Source organism: bacterium (assembly GCA_020444065.1).
GTDB lineage: Bacteria > Sumerlaeota > Sumerlaeia > SLMS01 > JAHLLQ01 > JAHLLQ01.
Genome location: JAHLLQ010000002.1, coordinates 388,779 through 407,432 on the forward strand (window position 1 = coordinate 388,779; position 18,654 = coordinate 407,432).

Consider the following 18,654-nt stretch of genomic DNA (forward strand, 5'->3'; position numbering starts at 1 on the left):
GAATTCACTCGGAAGCCCGAGCTACTTCTTCGACTTCCGTTCTTCGCTGGGGTGACTGGCACCGATCTCCATCAGAATCGCCAGCGCCAAAACGGCGCGCCGGTCCAGGCTCCCCTCCCAATCGCGCGAGACATCCAGCACATGACAATCATGAACCAACTCGCGGCGATGCAGCTTTCCCCACTCGATTCCGCCGCCGGGCGAGGACAATTTGAAATTCGTCACGAGCCTGCGCTTCAGGCGTCCGAGCAGAATCCGGCGGAGCCAAGCGCGCCAGAACGGCGCCTCGATGGCGGCCAGAACGGCAACATGCTTCTGCTCCGGCGGTCCTTCGACAACCCAGCGCGACCGCATGCCGCCTGCAAGACCCTCGCGGCGGATCGAGGCGATCCGCTTCACCGGGGGCCGCTGCCAATCGACATGGAAAATCTGGCTGCGCAGACTGAACCGTTTCTCAGGGATCAACTTAAGCAATTTCTGGTGCGACTCCGGCGAATCGACAGTGACCTCCAGGTCAACGACCAGGAGCCGGCGAACGATCGCCGTCACATAGGCACCGCAGACCAACAGCAGAATTCCAACCAGCAGCGCGGTCCATGGATTCCTCGTCCAGAGGAGATAAAGCCCCAATCCTGCCACGGCGACCGTCAGCAGTCCCATTACCCATGTGCCGACGGGTGGCAGAATACGCCACTTGGCCGGTCGCTCCTGGCTGGCTTCCAGCACTTCGGAGCCATCCATCTCGGCCACGTCGCACAGCCATTTTCCCTTCTCCCGCCGCGGTGCGACAAGGAAGCGGTTGTGACGCAGCCCTTCCGGGTAGGATGTACCATCCGGGGCGTGTTGCGGAGGAGGCTGGAGCTTCAGATCTTCGCCTTCGAGATCCGACTTCTTACGGCCGAACATGAATTCGCCTCCTACTTGCGATAGAAGACATGCATCGTCTCAAACTGGCCGGAGATATTGCAATTGTTCACGAGCGTTCCTGAAACCGCATAACCACAATTGTGGAACGTCCGCAGCATTCCGAACGACTGCGCCCGGGCGATCGTGTACATATAGCGGATGTCGAATCGTTCCTTTGCATCTTCCTCGAGGGCACGGAGGAGGAACTGGGCCAGACCTTTTCCCCGTTCGCTCGGGCGCGAGGCGAAATCGGTCATCTCCGAATTATGCATCGCCGGCATAGTCTCTGCCGAAGCGGCTGCGACGAGTTCCCCCGCCTCATTGCGGATGATCCGATAGATGATGTGGCTCGCGGCTGTCTCACGCAGGTAGTCAGGCTCTGTGATCGGATACGGATACGTGGGGAAAACTTCCTCGTAGAGCTTCGCGAGATCCTCTGCATCATCCGGCGTGAAGAGCGAAGTCACGTATCCCTCGGGGAGGGGACGGAAGTCTGCTCGCGGGAATCCGGAGCAGGCGTTCTCGAGGATATCATCTTCCTTCATTCGCTGCGGGCGTTCGCGTCGATCGCCTTTCGGGAAAATCGCCATCGACACGGCGTCTTCTCCATCGAAGAAGCCGGGGATCACTGCTTCGCGCTCGAATCCCGCCAGCGTCAGCTCTTCTTCCTCGGAGGCCCGCGCCTTAATCCAAATCTTCCCATAATCGTTGGCAGCGGCCAGGACCTTCAGTCCGGTCACCATCTTCCCGTAGTTCTCGGCGTCGTATTCTTTCACCTGAATCCGCTCATTCAGGGGACTGAGCGTCACTTTCGCTTCATACAGGCCAGGCTCCTGGACGGCCGTATCCACCCCGTAAGGTTGATCCAGTTCTCGTTTCGAGCCATCCGGCAGGACAGCAATCCATTCAGCCATGAGCGTCTCCTCAGAATCAGCGTGGCCCAAGCATCCCCGCCTTGCCGGTGCACCGCAACGGCTTTGTCCTCGGCGGACCCGGAGGAGCGGGGCGTTGCAGGCAAGAACCTGCTTGCGCGCCACTGTCGAATGGGTTTTGGATGGCCGCCGCAGACTGAGTAACTGCGTCCGCCCAGCGAAGATGCGCTGAAATCGGGTGGTGAACGGCGACTTCGAGGGGTGCATTGGCGCTCTTCGGCCGAGACACAAACCGGGGCTCCACAAGGGAAACCGACCCGGCAAGGTGGCCGTTCCGTGCGTAGGCAGCACAGCGCTGGAAACGTTGACCTTAGACTGGGTTTTGCGTAGGTCAACGGCGAGGATTCAGCTTGACCGGAGAAGTGCCAAATCGGTTAATCTGAAGTGGGTTTGGTCAGGGGCGGAGAAGCCTCTTGACGGCGCGTAAGACTCACCACCTTGGCAGGGCCTCGAATTCGGGGCCCCGATGGCCATTGTTGGTGGGCGATTCTCGCCGCGAGATAAGGAATCCGGACGTGCTAAGACCTCCGGGGGATATGTTCATGATCGCACAAATTCGGCGCCCAGCGATCCTGCTGGCTGTCTGCCTGATGGGGATGGCCGGTTTGGCCTCCGCTCAAGAGTCTCTCTACACCGACTCATTCAACGGCCCCGCCGGCACTCGACCCCAGAATTGGGAGATCTACGGTGCCACCGGACCCAGCTTCTGGTTCATTCAGGACGGCCAGTTCAATTCTGGAAACGGCGACAACTTCGACCCTGGATATACCTGGGCGATCATCGACCAGCCCGGTTCGGAGGACTGGACCGACTACAGCATCTCCGTAGACTTCTGGATGCCCCAGCAGGTCGGCCGCGTCAGCCTTGCTCTCCGCTGGAAAGACCCCGGCAATTTCTATTACGCAAACCTTCTCGCATCGAGATTTAATCAGAAGGTCGAGATCAGTAAGTACGTTGGCGGCCAGACTCCCGCCGATGCGATGGCGGAAGCCGAGAGCCCCAGCCAACTGCAACTCCCGAAATTCAATCAGGCCACAGGTCCGGCCGAATCCCACCGCTTCGAGTTCCGAGCGGTTGGGAATCAACTCTCTGTCTACCTCGATGGGCAGCAGGTCCTGTCGGCCGTGGATAGCACCTTCAGCAGCGGCGGCGCAGGCGTCGGTCAGTGGTACAACCAGGTCTATTTCGACAACGTCGTCGTGACTGCCATCGGCGATACTGGCATTGGGGCGGTGACTTCCAGTTCTGTGCCCTCAGGACCATCAGCGTCGAACGGCAGCGGTCCTGTGACTCCCGGCGTATATCGTCTGGAAATGGCCTTTCAGTTGTCGAAGCAGGAAGCAGACGACCTCGTTTCCAGTCTGTCCGATTTCCCAGATGTGGAAGCCGTTCAGGATTCCGATGGCCGTTATTCGGTCTATCTCGGAAAATACGCGACTCAGGAAGAAGCACGGCAGGAAATGTCGCGCTATCAGGCCGAGGCGGGACTAGTCCCGCAGGACGTACAGTTCATTCCCGAGTCAAGCAGCACCGGAGCAGGTGGCGGACGTAGCCGTGTGCTCGTCGCCGATGGTGTGGAAAAGCAACCGGCAGAAGATCTCCGTGTCGAGTTGCTGAATCTCGGCTTTGTTCCCGTGGATGTCGAAGAAGGACCAAACGGGTATCAGGTGTTCGCCGGGCCAGCCTTCCCCGATTCCAACGATGCCCAGCAAATGGCCGAGGAACTGAGAGGAACAGGCTTCCTCATGGCAGAGGTTCGTCAGGTGCAGAAATCGGCTGCCCAGAATCTGGATGCCACGACGATGGGCGCCAGCGCCACATCCGAAGAGCGCGAGAAAGCCAAGCAGTTCCTCCAGACGATTCAGGATGTCGAGGCGGGCACCAAGACGTACGAGCAACTTGCCCAAGAGCGGAGAGACAACGAACTGCTCTCGGATGAAGTCATCGGAATGCTCAAGGAAGTGCAGCAGAGCCGCGAGGAAGATCAGAAGCGCGATCGGCAAGTCACGCAAGTCCTTACCGAAATGGAACTGCTGATCGGGCAGAAAAAATGGGATCAAGCATTGGCGAAGCTAGAGGATCTAAAGCGACTTCGCCCCGATCACCCGCTTATCCCCATCAAGGATCAGTCCATTCGGGAGGCGCGAGATCGCGACCAATTGGCTCAGCAGTCTCCAGAAACGCGCTTCGCGACTTTGCAGCAACAAGCTCAACAAGAAGAGCAGCGTGGTAACCTCGATCAGGCGCTCTCCATTTGGGACAAGGTGAAGACCGAAGCGCGCGAGGGGCCATTCTACGAAGAAGCCCGTCGCAACATCGTTCGCCTGCAGGAAGCAATCGCTGAACGTGGCGGCCCTGAACGCCCGGTTGCCGATGAGGGCAATGAATCAAACCTCAAACTCTACATTATCATCGGTGCCGTAGCGACCTTGGCGATCATGTTCGTCATCGTTCTGGCGATGGTCATGAGCAAGAACCGCAAGCGTGACGAAGAACTTCTTCGCCAGGTTGAGGAACTTACGCACACGCGGGACAAGGGCAAGAAGGGCTCATCCGGGAAACCTGGAGCGAAGGCCGCCGGCGCGGACAAGAAGCACAAGGAAGCAGCCAAGAAGGACGGCGCTCCCGCTGCTTCCACATCGAGCGTTTCCGACAGCGATCGGATTCGCCCGGGAACGATCTCGCCGGCACCTGCTGGCGCCAAGGCGGCACCTGCTGCAGAGAAGCCTGCGAAACCAGCGGGACCGACGCCGACGCCTCGCCCTGGCGAGGAGGAAGGTTTGAAGCTCGACTTCCTGTTTGGCGACGAGAAGGCCGGCGAACAGGCAGCCGTCGCACCGAAGGACTCGGGAAACCAGTCCTCCACCGAATTCGTCGTCCCGCCGCCCCCCGAGCAACCCCCCGGTGAAGCGCCGAAGGGTGCGGACAAAGCCCCAGCCGAGGAGAAGCCGGCTGCAACGGCCCAGGTCGATGCCTCAGTCCTTTACGCACAGAACTTCGAAGATGAAGAGGCCGGCAAGACCCCGAAGAACTGGCGTGGTCACTACGACTATGCGAACCTCGTGATCCACAATGGCGGCCACGGCAATGGTTCCAGCAAGTGCCTGCGCTTCGAGAAGAAGTCGGGCATTGGCAGCGCTTACTACTCCTGCCGCTTCCCGGACGCCCAGGGCCGAATCGGCGTAGAATTCGATCTGCGTTGCGACGACAAGAACAAGTACCTGCTCGGCTTTTACATCGAGAAGGATGAGGACTTCCGCCAGTCGGTTCATACGATCGTCCATCGTACCAGCTCCAGCGCCAGCCCGACCTTGCGCATCCAGGGCGAGCCGACCCCGTACGAATTTGGCAAGTGGTGCCACGTCCGATTCGAGATCGATCTGCCCCGCCATATCATCGACGGATTCGTCAACGACGAGGCGATCGCGACCGGCGTGCGGCTCAACTCTTGCCCGAAGGTCATCAACACGCTGTCCATCCGCGATAACCTCGCGACGACCGGCGTACTCTTGATCGACAATATCAAGATCTACAAACTCTGACCGCCACAAGACTGAGAACAGGCATCGAGGCGCGGCGTCGGCCGCGCCTCTGCTTGATTAACGGGGGGCGATCCGAGAGCCTCACCCGCCTCCCAAGGCTTGACCCTGCCGGTCGGCCTTTGGAAGATGCACCACGATTGCTCCCGGAGGACGCTGATTTGGCTACGCCCGATGCACTGGACAGATTGAGAAACAACATCGCGTCGGTGATACGCGGCAAGGACGAGGTCATCGAGCTCTGTCTCGTTGCCCTGATGGCCCGCGGGCACCTCCTGCTGGAAGACGTCCCCGGCGTCGGCAAGACCACGCTCGCCTCCCTGCTGGCAGGATCGATCAATTGCACCTTCCAGCGGATCCAGTTCACCAGCGACCTCCTCCCCTCGGACATCCTGGGCATCACAATCTACAACCAAAATCAGCACGAGTTCGAGTTCAAACCCGGGCCGCTCTTTGCGAATGTCGTCCTTGCCGATGAGATCAATCGCACGACCCCCAAAACACAATCTGCCCTGCTCGAGGCGATGAACAATGCGCGCGTCTCGATGGACGGCCATTCCCACGCGATGCCCGAGCCGTTCATCGTCCTCGCAACGCAGAACCCGCTCGAATTCCACGGCACATTCCCTCTGCCAAAAAGCCAGATGGATCGCTTCCTGATGCGCATTCACCTCGGCTATCCGGATCGCGACAATGAGGTCCAGATTCTGCGCGAACAGCGCATGGCCATGGTCGATCCGAAAATCGATTCCGTCGTGACGGGCGAAGAAGTGATCGAGATGCAGGAGAAAGCCGCCGAGGTGAAGGTCGACGACGATCTGCTCGACTACATGGTGCGGATCGGCGAGTCCACTCGCCTGTCGGCGCTTTTTGAGCTCGGCTGTTCGACACGCGGCATCCTTGCTCTGCGCCGCGCAGCCCAGGCCTACGCCTACTTGCAGAAACGCGACTTTGTGACCCCTGATGACATCAAGCACGTCGCGGTTCCCGTGCTGGCCCACCGCGTTCAGGTCGCTCGCACATTCGAGCGCTCCGGCATGGTTCATCACGAGGACGAAGAAGCGATCCGTCGCATCCTTGACGAGGTCGAAGTTCCCCTCTAAGCCATGGGCCTGTTACGTCGTATTCCCCCGAGGCATTCCGCACCATGAATCTGATGCAGACACAGCGGCACGTGTTGGTCACTGGTGCCAGCGGGTTCCTGGGTGAGCACGTCGCGCGACATCTGGCCGTCAACGGTGGACGGGTCGCAGGGACGTTCTTTTCGCACGCGATCGAGATCCCGTATGCGGATCTGGCTCCGGTCGACCTGCGGGATGAGAAGGCCGTCCACCGTCTGATTCGCGATATGCAGCCCGCAGCCGTGATCCACTGCGCGGCGACGACCAGTCCCGCCTTTTGCCAACAGGAACCGGAATCGGCAAAGGCCGCCATCCTGGATGCGACTCGCTTTCTGGTCGAAGCGATCCAGGAAAAACAGCCGGAAACCCCGTTCTTGGCCGTGTCCACAGACCTCGTCTTCGACGGAGAGCATGCTCCCTACGGCGCAGGCGCCGAGGCCAAACCTGTCAGTGTGTACGGCAGTCTGAAGTTGCAGGCAGAGGCGCTTGTCGCCGAGTTGCCGCGAGGCGTTGTCATCCGTCCCGCGCTGATCTACGGGCCGCCCGGAACTCACAGCCGCAGTTTCCTCGGGTGGATGAGGGAGAACTTGGCCGCCGGAAAGCCGCTGGGACTGTTCGAAGACGAAGTGCGAACACCCGTTTACGTGGATGATTTGGCGGACGCGATGGTGGCCATTCTGGAGCATGGTGAGACCGGCATCTGGCACGCAGGAGGGCCCGGACCTTTGAATCGGATGCAGATGGGAGAGCTTGTCTGTCGCGTCTTCGAATACGATCGGAGCCTTCTCCGGCCTCAGCGTCTCGCCGATTCGGACTATGCGGCCCCGAGGCCACGCAACGTCTCTCTCGATTCCAGCCAATTGTGGGAGACGCTGGATCGTTCGCCCAGGTCCTTCGAATCCGGACTCCGGCGAATTGCAGTGCTCGAAGAACACGAATCCAGTACTTAATCGAATCTCAGAGGGTACCAGACATGATGCGGAAGGAAATGAAAGCAGGACTGACGTTGATCATGGCGCTGCTGCTGAGCAGTCTGCTGATTGCAGCCGACGGAGACACGGCACCGGCGAAAGAAGTCGGCATCATCGTGACCCACGACGCCGGGCGCGCATGGCGACCGCTGGGAGCGCCTGAGGATCTGGACGGCGCCAAACTATTCGAGGAAGCCCTGGATGAAATCGCGGGCGACTTCCCGGAAGATTTGAAAATCTCGTTGGGCGGATTCACCACCGGAGCCCTATCCGGCGAGACGGCCTACAACTCCGATGTCGCCGGCTTCTACTCCTCTCGCGATTACGACGCCGTCAATGTGACCGCGGCGGACTACCGCAACTTTGCAGCCTCCGGAATGGGATTAACGATGCGGGCAGAAGATGATTTCAACCGCTACCTGAGCAGCCTGAACCCCAAGCAGATTGAAGTCCCTATGCCCGCGACGAAGACCGTCGAGGCCAGAGGTCACAAGATCAAGTTCATGAGCGCCAGCGACTTCGCCGACCTGTCCGGATTCACGGATCTTGCATCCTACACTGCGGCTGAGGACCCGGCCGATATCCTTGCCAGCGCACTGCCCAACTTCGACGGAACATCGATCCTGCTTTCCGATCTCTCACCAACTGCAAACGACGAAATCGCACGTCAGTTCGGCGATCTCGATTTGATTCTGGAGGGCAGATCCACCGATGGTTCGCAACGCAAGATGGGTTCAACGATCATCCAGGCGACCGATCGCCCGGGAATGATTGAGCGAATGGTCCTGAAGTACGGTGATGACGGAGAATTCTCCGGCGTGGAGATGAAGGGTCGCGAGTGGATCTCGGAAGAGAACTACGCCGCTCTTCGGACGATTTCCCTGCCGATCATTGGCATGAGCGTCCAGCCTCCCGAACGCGTCACGACTCGATTCGATGTCAAAGCGGAGAATGTGCAGATTGATGTCCACCGCGATTCTAAGTTCCCCGATCTGACGACGCGCGAGAACATCTACGTCTACCATCTGAATGTGGATGGAAACGAGTTCCACTTCTACCGCGTGTATCACCGCTTCGCCCGCGAAGAACAGCGTGCGTGGATCCCGGTGGATATGCTTGTACTCATCAATCCCGATCACACGATCCGCGGAATCGAGACGAACCTGACGACTTATCCGCTCGATGTCTTCTCAACAAAGATGGGCACTGTGCTGAAAGACCTGTACGGCAAACCACCGGCAGAGTGGGAAGTGAATGCCGACTTGATTCGCGGCTATGAAGAGTCCGCGGCGCTGATCGTCGATGATCTGCGGAAGACCCTGGAATTGGACATGCAACTCTATCCGTCCGGATACCTGGAGGCGAAGTAGAAAGCTAATCGGGATTCGGCAGATCCGTCTGCCCGATGCAGAACTGATAGAGGAGTTCTGCATCGCGTTGATCCAAGTGACCATCCAGATTCACGTCAAACCTGAGCGGATCCGAATTCATTGGATCCGCTCTGTACATAATCAAGGCATCCTTTGTCCCCCGACGACCGTTGTCATCGACATCGCCTGCAATGCAGGCCGGTGAGAGGCTCGCGTACTTCGTCTCGTACCAGTCAGCGAGTCCATTTCCATCCGCATCCTCCCAGGGACGCGGCGGCGCATGATCGAGCGGCGTCTCGCCTGTGCCCACAGAAATGTCCGCCCCATGGAACTGCGACGGCCGAATCGTTCCCGCAGGCCACGAAACGGCATTCCAACTCGACGTGTCGGCATCCAGAATGTGGAATTCCGAAGCCGATGGCTGAAACACGAGGTGCTGTATTCTGAATCCGGTCGAAAGACTCTTGGTTGTTGTTCCATCGAGAAGCGACACGAGATGAATATCCCCATTCCATGTTCCCAGGAAGACTTCGCTCTCTGATTCTGCGAAGGAGATATCGGTTACGATGTCCGACGATTCGATGGGGAGATCGACTTGCGCTGTCGAGTTGTCGGCACGTTCGATGATCTGAATCGCTGGCAACTCCGTCGGCGTTCTCCGGAACAGACGAAGAAACTGGCTTTTCGATGCCTCGACCGCAATCACAGCACGACTGGTTGAAGGCAGCGGCTGGCTGCCAGTCCATCGCGCCGTGGACGGGTCCCTAGTCATGAACATTGGGCCGGCGGGATAGCCAACCATCAAATCGAGGCCGTCGAACATGATCGCCGTGTTGTCCTGCAAGACGATCCAGGATTCGACCGAGAGAGATGCTTCGAGTTCGCCAGTCGTTGCATCCCTGTGTTCGATGACTTGACGATCGATATTCAGGACATATGCCGGTGGCTCTCCCGAAACTGCCGCAGTCATCAGCAGTGCCCCGAGGACACATCCCAACAGAGCCCTAGCCCGTTTCGGCTTCTGCTTTGAGCAATTGGTGAATTTCATTCAGCAAGCTCGTCAGCGCTCGCACCTTCTCCAGGTCAAACTTGGAGTCTAGGGAAGCGACGATCGTGTTTGTCCCCTCCGCGAAGGCTGACGCGACACCATCAGTCTTCTTGGCGGCGGATTCGACTTCCGTTTTCCATGACTGCGCTTCGGGGGCAACAAGAGTTATTCGAATTCGCGCACCAGTTGCGTCAATGAGACCAACCCTGAGGCGGGCCGCCGCCAGGCGCAGCCGCGTGATTGCCAGAATGGACTCCACGGGGGACGGCAATTCGCCGTAGCGATCCCGAAGTTCGTCCGACAAATCGCCGACTTCGTCCTGTTCCCGCATCATGGCGAGGCGCTTGTAGAAATTCACACGTTGAGTCTCGACCGGAACATACGGCGCCGGAATGTAACAGCTCATCGGCCACTTGATTTCGACATCGTGTTGATCGTGCATATCCTCGCCGCGCAGGCGCGCGACTGCGTCCTGGAGCATCTCGCAGTAGAGGTCGAAGCCGATCTGGTTGACGATGCCGTGTTGCTCTTTTCCAAGCAAGTTGCCAGCGCCGCGGATCTCCATATCTCGCATCGCGATGTTGAAGCCGGATCCCAGCTCCGTGAACTCTTCGATCGCCGCCAATCGCTTCACGGCCGTCTCCGTAATGGCCTGGCCCTGCGGTACTATCAGGTATGCATAGGCACGGCGTTTCTCGCGACCGACGCGACCGCGCAACTGATACAACTGAGCCAGGCCGAACGCATCGGCGCGGTTTACGATAATCGTGTTCGCATTTTGGATATCGATCCCGGACTCGACGATCGTTGTGGAGACCAGGATGTCGTAGTTGCCCTCCATGAACTCGAGCATGTGGTTCTCGAGTTCATCTTCCTTCATCTGACCATGCGCCACGCCGATTCGCGCGTGCGGCACGATCTTCTGCAGCCGATTCGCGACCTCGTGAATGTTGTGAACGCGATTGTGGATGAAGAAGACCTGCCCGCCGCGGTTCAACTCGCGCAGGATCGCCTCGGCAATCTGCTCTTCGCTGAAGTGAATGATCTTTGTCTTGATCGGGTGCCGATCCGGCGGGGGAGTCGTGATGACCGACAAGTCGCGCAGGCCCGACAGCGCCATGTGCAGCGTGCGCGGAATCGGCGTTGCCGTCATCGTCAGGATATCGACCTCGGTGCGCATTTCCTTCAAGCGCTCCTTGGCTTTCACGCCGAATCGCTGCTCCTCGTCGATCACAAGCAGGCCCAGATCCAGGAACTGCACTTCCTTGCTCAGAAGCTTGTGCGTGCCGATGACAACTTGCACTTCGCCGCTCTTCAGGCCGTTCTTGATCTCCTTCACTTCCTTCGGCTTCTGAAAGCGACTCAACAACTCCACCCGGCACGGGTAATCGGCAAAGCGCTCCCGGAACGTGCGGAAGTGCTGCAGTGCCAGGATCGTTGTCGGCACCAGGACGGCTGCCTGCTTCTTCTCCTGAACAGCCTTGAAGACCCCGCGGATTGCGACTTCCGTCTTGCCGTAGCCGACATCGCCGCATAGCAGACGATCCATCGGGCGATAGCGCTCCATGTCACGTTTTGCCTCGAGGATCGCTTTGATCTGATCTGGCGTTTCCTGGTAGGGGAACGAGGACTCGAACTCGGACTGCCAGATCGTATCGGGGCCAAAGGGATCGCGTTTGGAAACCTCGCGCTTCGCGTAGAGTTCCAGCAGCGCCTCCGCCATCTTCTCAATTTCTTCGTTCGACTTCTTCTTGCGCTTCGCCCATCGCGTCGAGCCCAGGCGGTCGAGCGCGACGTTGTCGCTGTCTGCCGATGCAAATCGCTGAACGAAGCGAATCTTCTCGACCGGCACCAGTAGCTTGTTGTTGTCCTGGTACACAAGCTCCAGAAGATCCACGATTCGGTTGTCGATGTTCTGCTGTCGCATTCCGGAGAACTGCCCGACGCCGTGTTCGACATGTACGACATAGTCGCCGCGCTTGATCTCGTTCGACGTGGCGATCGGCTTGCCTTTGTAGATCTTCTTGTAGACATGACGGCGTTTGTAGCGCCCGAAGATCTCCCGGTCCGTGACGATCGCGACGCGCGCGTCGTTGAACGCGAATCCTTCGTGCATTCCCCCAACAATCAGCAGTACGTCGCGATAGCCCTCCAGGACATCGCGCGGCTTATACGCGGCGGCTTCCGCTTCCGTAACGAGCGATCGCGCGCTGACCTCGTGCTCGCGCAGAACCTCGTCGAATCGCTGCACCTGGCCTTCATTATCGCACACAACGACGACCAGGAAGTCCTCCGCCTGGCGCTTGCGGATCACCCCGATCCAGGCCTGCAGATCGCCACTCAGGGCCGTATAGCCCGCCGTCTCGAATCTTAGCGGATGAACGCCCGGTGTCTCGATTGGGAGCCGGGAATGCTCGATGCGGCGGAACTTCTCGATCTCGCGATGGATCGGACCTGGTTCGATGATCAGCTTGTCGGGCGAGCCCAGTTCCGACTCCTCGTGCAGAATCTCAAAGAACTGTCGCTCAACTGCTGAGGCGAAGTACGTGCAGACTTCTTCGTATCGTTCCGGCGCATCCAACAGGATGATCGTGTCCGGAGGCAGATGATCGAAGAACGGAACGAGCGCTTTGCCATCGTTGAGATAGGACTCAATCTGGTGCTTCAAGCGCGTAGGCGGCAGGGCTACCAGTGCCTCTGTCCCCAACTGCTCAGTCGAGCGCTGCGTGACGATATCGAATTTGCGGATCGATTCGATCTCGTCGCCGAACAGATCGAGTCGAATCGGATCGTCGGAATTCGGCGGGTAAATGTCGACGATACTGCCACGGATGGAGAATTCGCCGCGCGATTCGACCAGGGCTTCCCGCTCGTAGCCTGCGCGATCCAACTTCTCAGTCAGCGCGCCCATATCCACGCGGTCGCCCCATTCGAACCGGACCATCAACTCGTCGAGCCGATCGTGCGGCAGCACCTTCTGCATGGTCGCATCGATTGGCGCACAGACGATCGGGGCTTTCTTGCGTCGCCCGGACTGCGATTGATACAGCGCCTCGAAAACATCGAGATGCTTCGAGGTGACTTCGATCGAAAGGTCGTCCTCGTCGTACGGGAGAACTTCCCACTTGGGGTAATGCAGCGCCTGCTCAACGCCGAAGAAATCGAGATCGTCGACCAGTTGTTCGGCGCGTTCCATCCCTGCGGTCAGAATTAGAACAGGGCGATTCAGCTTCGCCTGCAGACCAGCCGCCACATACGCCAGTGCCGATCCTTCGAGATTCTGCAGCACCACCGACTTCGACTCGTCTTCGACGAGGCGAATCATTTCGGCGAACGTCTCGCACCGTTCGCTCAGAAGCTTGCTGAGCACTTCCGCGGTTTTCTGATTCGCCAGCGACACCATCCTGGTCTCCCTTAAATACCTGCACGCAACGACCCCCATATATCCGGTGCCGTTGCTCGATTGCGCCCGATCGGGTTTTTCCCCGCGGGCTGTTTCAAAGCCCTACTACGACCGCTTTTCGATCTCGCGCGAGAGATCTTCCGCGCGCACATTCCAACGCACTGAAGCCTCTTCATCCTCGAAATCAGGGCTCTCCATGCGCTCATCAAGGAGCGCCTTCGCGCGCCTCAGCAGGCTTGACTCGACGCGCCGGCGATCCCGCAGGCGCTGATTCTCAATCTTGTATACGCGCGTCCGATCCTGGCTCTTCAGAACGAGGTACTCCACGATCATGATCCCAAGAATCAGCGCTGCAGTTTCATTGTAGAGGCTGAACACCAACTTGTCCGGCCCAAATACGATGAACGCGATGATGATAATGAAGACAACGGTCAGTAGCAGAATGTTGCCCGAACGCGCCTTGCGCGACCGCCGGCCTGAACGACCGGCAGCCGCCTTGGCGCGCGATTTCGATGGGACAGGCGTCGGCGTCAGATCCTCCATCGAATCCGTATCGAAGATCGAGCCTTCGCTGTTCTGCTCTTCGTTTTCTTTCGGGTCCGCCATGGGATTGCTCCCGTTTCGTGCCTAGATTGCTTTCTCGATGCCGAGGATTTCATACTTCTCTTTGCGGTCACCGGGCAACTGGACATCGAACTTGTCGCCGACTTTTCGATTCATCACCTGCGAGCCCATCGGGGTCAGGTAGGAGATGATCTGCTGAGAGGGATCCGCTTCCCAAATGCCCAGAAGCGTGATGGCCTCTTCTTTCTTCTCGCCGTGATTGAACAGCCGCACGCGCGTTCCGAAGCGAACCTGGTCGGTGCGCACCTGGTCGCCTTCTACGACGCGAGCCCGGGCGATCAACTCCTCGAGTTCCGCCGCCTGCTGCATCAGCAGCTTCTGACGGTCCTTCGCCGCATGGTACTCGGCGTTCTCGCGCAAATCGCCCAGTTCGCGCGCGATGCCGATGGCCTCGCTGTTCTGGGGGATTTCCACGTTCAGGATGTGGCTCAGTTCCCTGCGCTTATTTTCCACGGAATCGTTGAGTGCATAGTGATACGCGGGACGACGACGCTCCTCTTCCTCTTCCTGGCGCGACGGCTTCTTCAGATCCGGATGCGCGTCGTGGACAAGATGCTCCGCGGCGTCGCGCAACTGATTCGGCAGTGTTCGGTGCATGTTCACCTGGGTCAGGAACTTCCGAGCTTCCTCTCCCGTCGCCTGCTTGACGGCCAGGCGAATGAACTTCGAGTGATTCTCCTGCAGCATTCCGCGGAAACGTCCGAGCGCCTTCTCGATGTCCTTCTCTTCCTCGGCGGTCTCTGCGCGATCCAGCTCTTCCTCCAACTCTGCCATGACCGAGAGGATTTCCTCCAGGATCATGATCGGCGGGAAGGCCTCGTGCAGGTGAGAGAACGTGCCCTCGATGATGTTCTTCGCGATCCAGATGAAGGCTTCCGGATTGCGCTCCGGACGAGCCAATACGCGCTCCAGACAGTAGGAACGCATCTCTTCGAGACCTCGCTGCTCCAGCGCCTTCTCGATCCAGGACGTCAACCGAGGCTCGCCATCAATGACGACTTCCGAGCAAATCTGGGCCACTGCCGCGTCGTCATTCTTCATCACGAACAGGCGCTCGAGCGCCCTTCGCTGAAGCTCGAAGACGGCTGCACCGGAGATCAACTCGCCGACATCCTCGCGGGCGAGCATCTCGTCGACATTCACTGGATTCTCGGCGCCTTCGGGGAACAAATCGCTGTATTCCTCAAAAAGCAGACCGTGCGCGAACAGCTCCGCATCATCTTCCAACTTATCGTCATCGACGGGCTGGCGGAAGAGCGCGAACAGCCGATCCACGTCCTCTTCAGTCAGCTCTGCATCGGCGCCATGGCGGGCGATGTCGCGCAGAACGGTACGGCGCGAGGCCGGATCGTTCGCTGCGACCAACTGATCCTTCACTTCGTCGATGAAGGAGCGCGGTTCCTTGCGCAGGATGATCTCCATGTTGAGGCCAGAGCCCTTTGTGTCGATCCAGGGATCGAGACGCATCTCCTCGCGGGCTTTGCCCCACCACTTCTTGTATTCGGCATCCGTCATTAGGCCTTCGAGGAAGGCCTTCTTCATGTCCGCCGCCTTGATCTTGCCGCCGTAGCTCTTCAGCGTCACGCGCACGGCCGATGCCGGATCTTCAAAGGCCTCAGCCTTGAACTCTTCCTGGGTGCGGGCAATGCGGGCAAGCACGTGCTCGTTCGGAATACGGATCAGGTAGTTCTTGATCCCCTCGATGGTCATCCGGTGCCCCTTCTTGCGGGGGAAATCCAGGATGGCAGAGCCCTGGCGCGCGTCCAGATCGGTCACAACGCCCAGGCCCCACTGGCTGTGGCGGAAAACCTGGCCCTTCGAAGCGCCGGCCAGGTCCTGAAACCGGGATAGCGCTCCGCCGATGTTCGGAGTTTCGCCGCCCAGGCCGGAGATTCGCAGGAACTCCTCGACCCGTTCAGGCTCGCGATCCTTGTGGACACCCTTTGCCGCCGTCACCAGGTGGGGGCGCAGGAACTCCAGCTCCTCGTTCATACCCAGGAGGATCTCCGCGATGTCGAAAACGCGATCATGGGCGCCGGAGGAATTCCGCTGGTCCAGCAGGACGGAATACAAATCACCGAGGCGATCCAATTGCTTCTTGTTCACCAGATATCGGGCGAATCGCTCATGGAAGGCCGCCGCCCGCGGCTCACCCTCGACGACCTGAAGCCAGGCCTCGTCCAGCTCATCAAACTTCTTTGCGCGGACCAGGTCTCGCAGCCGTTCGTACAGTTGAATATCCGACTCTTGCAAAGTTTCAGCCTCCTGATTCTTCCTTCAGATCCATCGGGTTCGGGAATGCAGCACATTGGGGGCCGGATGCACAAGGCCCGTTTCAGCCGTTCCTGGGTTGTATGCCAAGAGTTGCTGCTTCAGCCCGGCACCAGGCGGCCGGCTTCCAGGCGATACTGGCGATCCGCCCGGGCGGCAATCTGGGGATCGTGGGTCACCACAACCAGCGAACGGCCCATCTCCACGGTCTGCCCCAGCACATATTCCAGCACCTCGCGGCCGGTCTTCTGGTCCAGGTCGCCGGTCGGCTCATCGGCCAGAACCAGAAGCGGATCGTTCATGATCGCCCGGGCCAGCGCCACGCGCTGCTGCTCGCCGCCGGACAGCTTCGGAGGGCGGTGCTCGAGGCGATTCCCAAGGCCCACGCTTGTCAGCGATGCGGCCGCCTTGTCCACGATCACGTTCGTCGGTCGTCTGTTGATCATCCCAGGTAAGTACACGTTTTCCAGTGCTGTAAACTCGGGAAGCAGGTGGTGGAACTGGTAGATGAACCCGATCCGAGCGGCGCGCAGCCGAGCCAGTTGGCTTGATGACATCTTCATGAAGGACTGGCCCTCGAAGGTGATCTCGCCCGAGCTGGCTCGATCCAACGCCCCCAGGATGTGCAGCAGCGTGGACTTGCCCGATCCGCTTTGCCCGACGATCGAGACGAACTCGCCCCGGCGGACGAGAATGTCCGCGCCCGACAGGACTTCCAGGATTCGTTCGCCGTCGTGATAGACCTTCTTGACGCCCTCGGCCTGCAGCAGCACCGGCATATCGGCATTCGAGCGGCTCTTTCGATCGTTCTTCGTCATGAAGCGAGTAACCAGTCGTCCTCAGCGCGCGCCGGGCCGTCCGAAGGGCGTCTTGCCCTTCACGGCCTCCAACTCGCGGAAGGCGTAGGGGATAGCGTCGGCGATTTCACGCACGATCACGCCGCGGGCGGAACGCTGGCGGACCAGGTAGTCCGCCGCCCACCCGCAGACAAACGCACCTAGGCACGCGGCGTCAAATGGCGTCATGCCCTGGGCCAGCAAACCGGCGATCAGCCCGGCCAGCACATCGCCGCTGCCGCCGCGAGCCAGCGCCGTGTTGCCGGAGGGAATGTGCACAATCTGGCCGGCGGGCTCGGCTACGAGTGTCCCGTAGCCCTTCAGCAAGACCACGCATCCCAGCCGATCCGCTGCCTCTGCGGCCGTCCGCCAGCGATTCTTCTGCACCGAAGCGATATCGGTTCCCAGCAGCCGCGCCATTTCGCCGGGATGTGGCGTGATGATGTGCCGGCTTGTCAGGCGATCCAGCAGTCGCCGGCGCATTGAAATGGCATTGAGCGCATCAGCGTCCAGAAGCATTGGCTGATCGCAGGCGAGGAGGAGTTGCTCAACGAAATCTGCAGTCTCGTCCGCCGTTCCCAGTCCCGGTCCCACAAGAAGCGCTTTCGACTTCGCCATCAGATCTGCCAGCGTCGCGTCGGAGAGTGCGCCGTGATGGTTCGCCGAGTGACCGGCATTGCTCCAGATCGCCTCGGGCAGCAGACCCGCAACCGTCGGGCGGATGGCATCCGGAACGTGCATACGCACGAGGCCCGCGCCGCTTCTCAGCGCTCCCAGTCCGCACATGGTCGCAGCGCCGGGATATGCCGCCGACCCGGCACAGACCACGACCGTTCCGTAGGTCCCCTTGTGGCTGTCCAGCGGGCGATCGGGCAGCAGTGCAGCCGCCTCAACCGGCAGCAGCGTATTGCGCTTGTTCTCCGGATTGTCCAGGAGGTCCTTCGGGAACTGGATTGCCTCGACCCAGACGTTGCCGCATGCCTGTACGCCCGCGGCCGAGAGCATCCCCAGCTTGGGCAGTCCAATCGTTACCGTTCGGGCCGCGCGGACAGCTTCATCGGCTTCACCGGTTTCGGAATCCAGACCGGTCGGAACATCGGCGGCAACGATGGGCAGACCGCTCTCGTTCATGGCGCGCACTGCCCATGAAATCGGATCCCGTAGCGGAGGCGAGGCGCCCGTTCCGAGGATGGCGTCGATTACGCCATCGACTTCTTCGAGCAGCGCCCGGAATTCCTCCTCCGTTTCGATCGATCGAAGAAGAACCCGCTCGTTGGGCATCGCCTCGAAAGCCGTCTTTGCATCGCCCTTCAACTCAGTCCCCAACAGCGGAATCACGACCGGATGATAGCCCGCGTACGCCAGGCAACGCGCCGCAACGAACCCATCGCCTCCATTGTTTCCTTTGCCGCAAACGATGGCGACAGGACCGGGTTCGATCAGTTCCGCCATGCCGCGAGCAATCGCCGCTCCCGCGCGATCCATCAACTCGATGCCCGGAATCCCGCGCTCTTGAATCGTGATGCGATCGATTTCCCTCATCTCAGCGGGTGTAACGATTTTCATGCGACGACTCCCTCGGAATGCTCGATTGCCTGGTCCTTCCGGATTCCCATTCAGTTCTCTTCCCTTG

The 18,654-nt window shown here is 59.6% G+C and carries 12 protein-coding genes; 4 read left to right on the top strand and 8 right to left on the bottom strand.

What is annotated here, in order from left to right; translation table 11 throughout:
- Positions 1–21 precede the first annotated feature (21 nt).
- Both KQI84_06095 and ablB read right to left on the bottom strand, forming a co-directional pair.
- Positions 22–906, bottom strand: coding sequence for a hypothetical protein (locus KQI84_06095; protein MCB2154437.1), 885 nt, complete (start codon positions 904–906; stop codon positions 22–24).
- Positions 907–917: 11 nt separating this feature from the next.
- Entirely contained in the window at positions 918–1,820 is a 903-nt protein-coding gene (gene ablB, locus KQI84_06100; GenBank protein ID MCB2154438.1) for a putative beta-lysine N-acetyltransferase, read from the bottom strand.
- Between the two features lie 560 nt (positions 1,821–2,380).
- Here ablB and KQI84_06105 point away from each other — a divergent pair.
- From KQI84_06105 to KQI84_06120, 4 genes are all read left to right on the top strand, one after another.
- Positions 2,381–5,380, top strand: coding sequence for an SPOR domain-containing protein (locus tag KQI84_06105; protein MCB2154439.1), 3,000 nt, complete (start codon positions 2,381–2,383; stop codon positions 5,378–5,380).
- A gap of 254 nt (positions 5,381–5,634) precedes the next feature.
- Positions 5,635–6,480: an AAA family ATPase gene (locus tag KQI84_06110; GenBank protein MCB2154440.1), complete on the top strand. Its 846-nt coding sequence runs from the start codon at positions 5,635–5,637 to the stop codon at positions 6,478–6,480.
- 44 nt (positions 6,481–6,524) lie between these two features.
- The gene (locus KQI84_06115; protein ID MCB2154441.1) at positions 6,525–7,448 is read left to right on the top strand and encodes an SDR family oxidoreductase; all 924 of its coding nucleotides are present in this window, start codon (positions 6,525–6,527) and stop codon (positions 7,446–7,448) included.
- 23 nt (positions 7,449–7,471) lie between these two features.
- On the top strand, positions 7,472–8,839 hold the full coding sequence (locus KQI84_06120) for a hypothetical protein (protein MCB2154442.1): 1,368 nt from the start codon (positions 7,472–7,474) through the stop codon (positions 8,837–8,839).
- 4 nt (positions 8,840–8,843) lie between these two features.
- On the opposite strand, the gene KQI84_06125 is transcribed toward KQI84_06120, so the two are convergent.
- The 6 genes from KQI84_06125 to KQI84_06150 all read right to left on the bottom strand — a co-directional run bounded on the left by KQI84_06125 (position 8,844) and on the right by KQI84_06150 (position 18,587).
- A complete protein-coding gene (locus KQI84_06125) occupies positions 8,844–9,809 on the bottom strand; it encodes a hypothetical protein (protein MCB2154443.1) in 966 nt (321 codons plus the stop codon).
- A 34-nt stretch (positions 9,810–9,843) separates the two neighbouring features.
- Positions 9,844–13,290: a transcription-repair coupling factor gene (gene mfd / locus KQI84_06130; protein MCB2154444.1), complete on the bottom strand. Its 3,447-nt coding sequence runs from the start codon at positions 13,288–13,290 to the stop codon at positions 9,844–9,846.
- Positions 13,291–13,395: 105 nt separating this feature from the next.
- Positions 13,396–13,896, bottom strand: a complete 501-nt coding sequence (locus KQI84_06135) for a hypothetical protein (GenBank protein ID MCB2154445.1) — start codon at positions 13,894–13,896, stop codon at positions 13,396–13,398.
- A gap of 21 nt (positions 13,897–13,917) precedes the next feature.
- Positions 13,918–16,167: a transcription elongation factor GreA gene (gene greA / locus KQI84_06140; protein MCB2154446.1), complete on the bottom strand. Its 2,250-nt coding sequence runs from the start codon at positions 16,165–16,167 to the stop codon at positions 13,918–13,920.
- A gap of 119 nt (positions 16,168–16,286) precedes the next feature.
- Positions 16,287–16,964: an ABC transporter ATP-binding protein gene (locus tag KQI84_06145; protein MCB2154447.1), complete on the bottom strand. Its 678-nt coding sequence runs from the start codon at positions 16,962–16,964 to the stop codon at positions 16,287–16,289.
- A 60-nt stretch (positions 16,965–17,024) separates the two neighbouring features.
- A complete protein-coding gene (locus KQI84_06150) occupies positions 17,025–18,587 on the bottom strand; it encodes an NAD(P)H-hydrate dehydratase (GenBank protein MCB2154448.1) in 1,563 nt (520 codons plus the stop codon).
- Positions 18,588–18,654: the final 67 nt, after the last annotated feature.

Bases quoted from the DNA above. Each gene is read 5' to 3' on its own strand.
- KQI84_06095 (MCB2154437.1), bottom strand. From the start codon at position 906: ATGTTCGGCCGTAAGAAGTCGGATCTCGAAGGCGAAGATCTGAAGCTC.
- ablB (MCB2154438.1), bottom strand. From the start codon at position 1,820: ATGGCTGAATGGATTGCTGTCCTGCCGGATGGCTCGAAACGAGAACTG.
- KQI84_06105 (MCB2154439.1), top strand. From the start codon at position 2,381: ATGATCGCACAAATTCGGCGCCCAGCGATCCTGCTGGCTGTCTGCCTG.
- KQI84_06110 (MCB2154440.1), top strand. From the start codon at position 5,635: ATGGCCCGCGGGCACCTCCTGCTGGAAGACGTCCCCGGCGTCGGCAAG.
- KQI84_06115 (MCB2154441.1), top strand. From the start codon at position 6,525: ATGAATCTGATGCAGACACAGCGGCACGTGTTGGTCACTGGTGCCAGC.
- KQI84_06120 (MCB2154442.1), top strand. From the start codon at position 7,472: ATGATGCGGAAGGAAATGAAAGCAGGACTGACGTTGATCATGGCGCTG.
- KQI84_06125 (MCB2154443.1), bottom strand. From the start codon at position 9,809: ATGACTGCGGCAGTTTCGGGAGAGCCACCGGCATATGTCCTGAATATC.
- mfd (MCB2154444.1), bottom strand. From the start codon at position 13,290: ATGGTGTCGCTGGCGAATCAGAAAACCGCGGAAGTGCTCAGCAAGCTT.
- KQI84_06135 (MCB2154445.1), bottom strand. From the start codon at position 13,896: ATGGCGGACCCGAAAGAAAACGAAGAGCAGAACAGCGAAGGCTCGATC.
- KQI84_06145 (MCB2154447.1), bottom strand. From the start codon at position 16,964: ATGCCGGTGCTGCTGCAGGCCGAGGGCGTCAAGAAGGTCTATCACGAC.
- KQI84_06150 (MCB2154448.1), bottom strand. From the start codon at position 18,587: ATGAAAATCGTTACACCCGCTGAGATGAGGGAAATCGATCGCATCACG.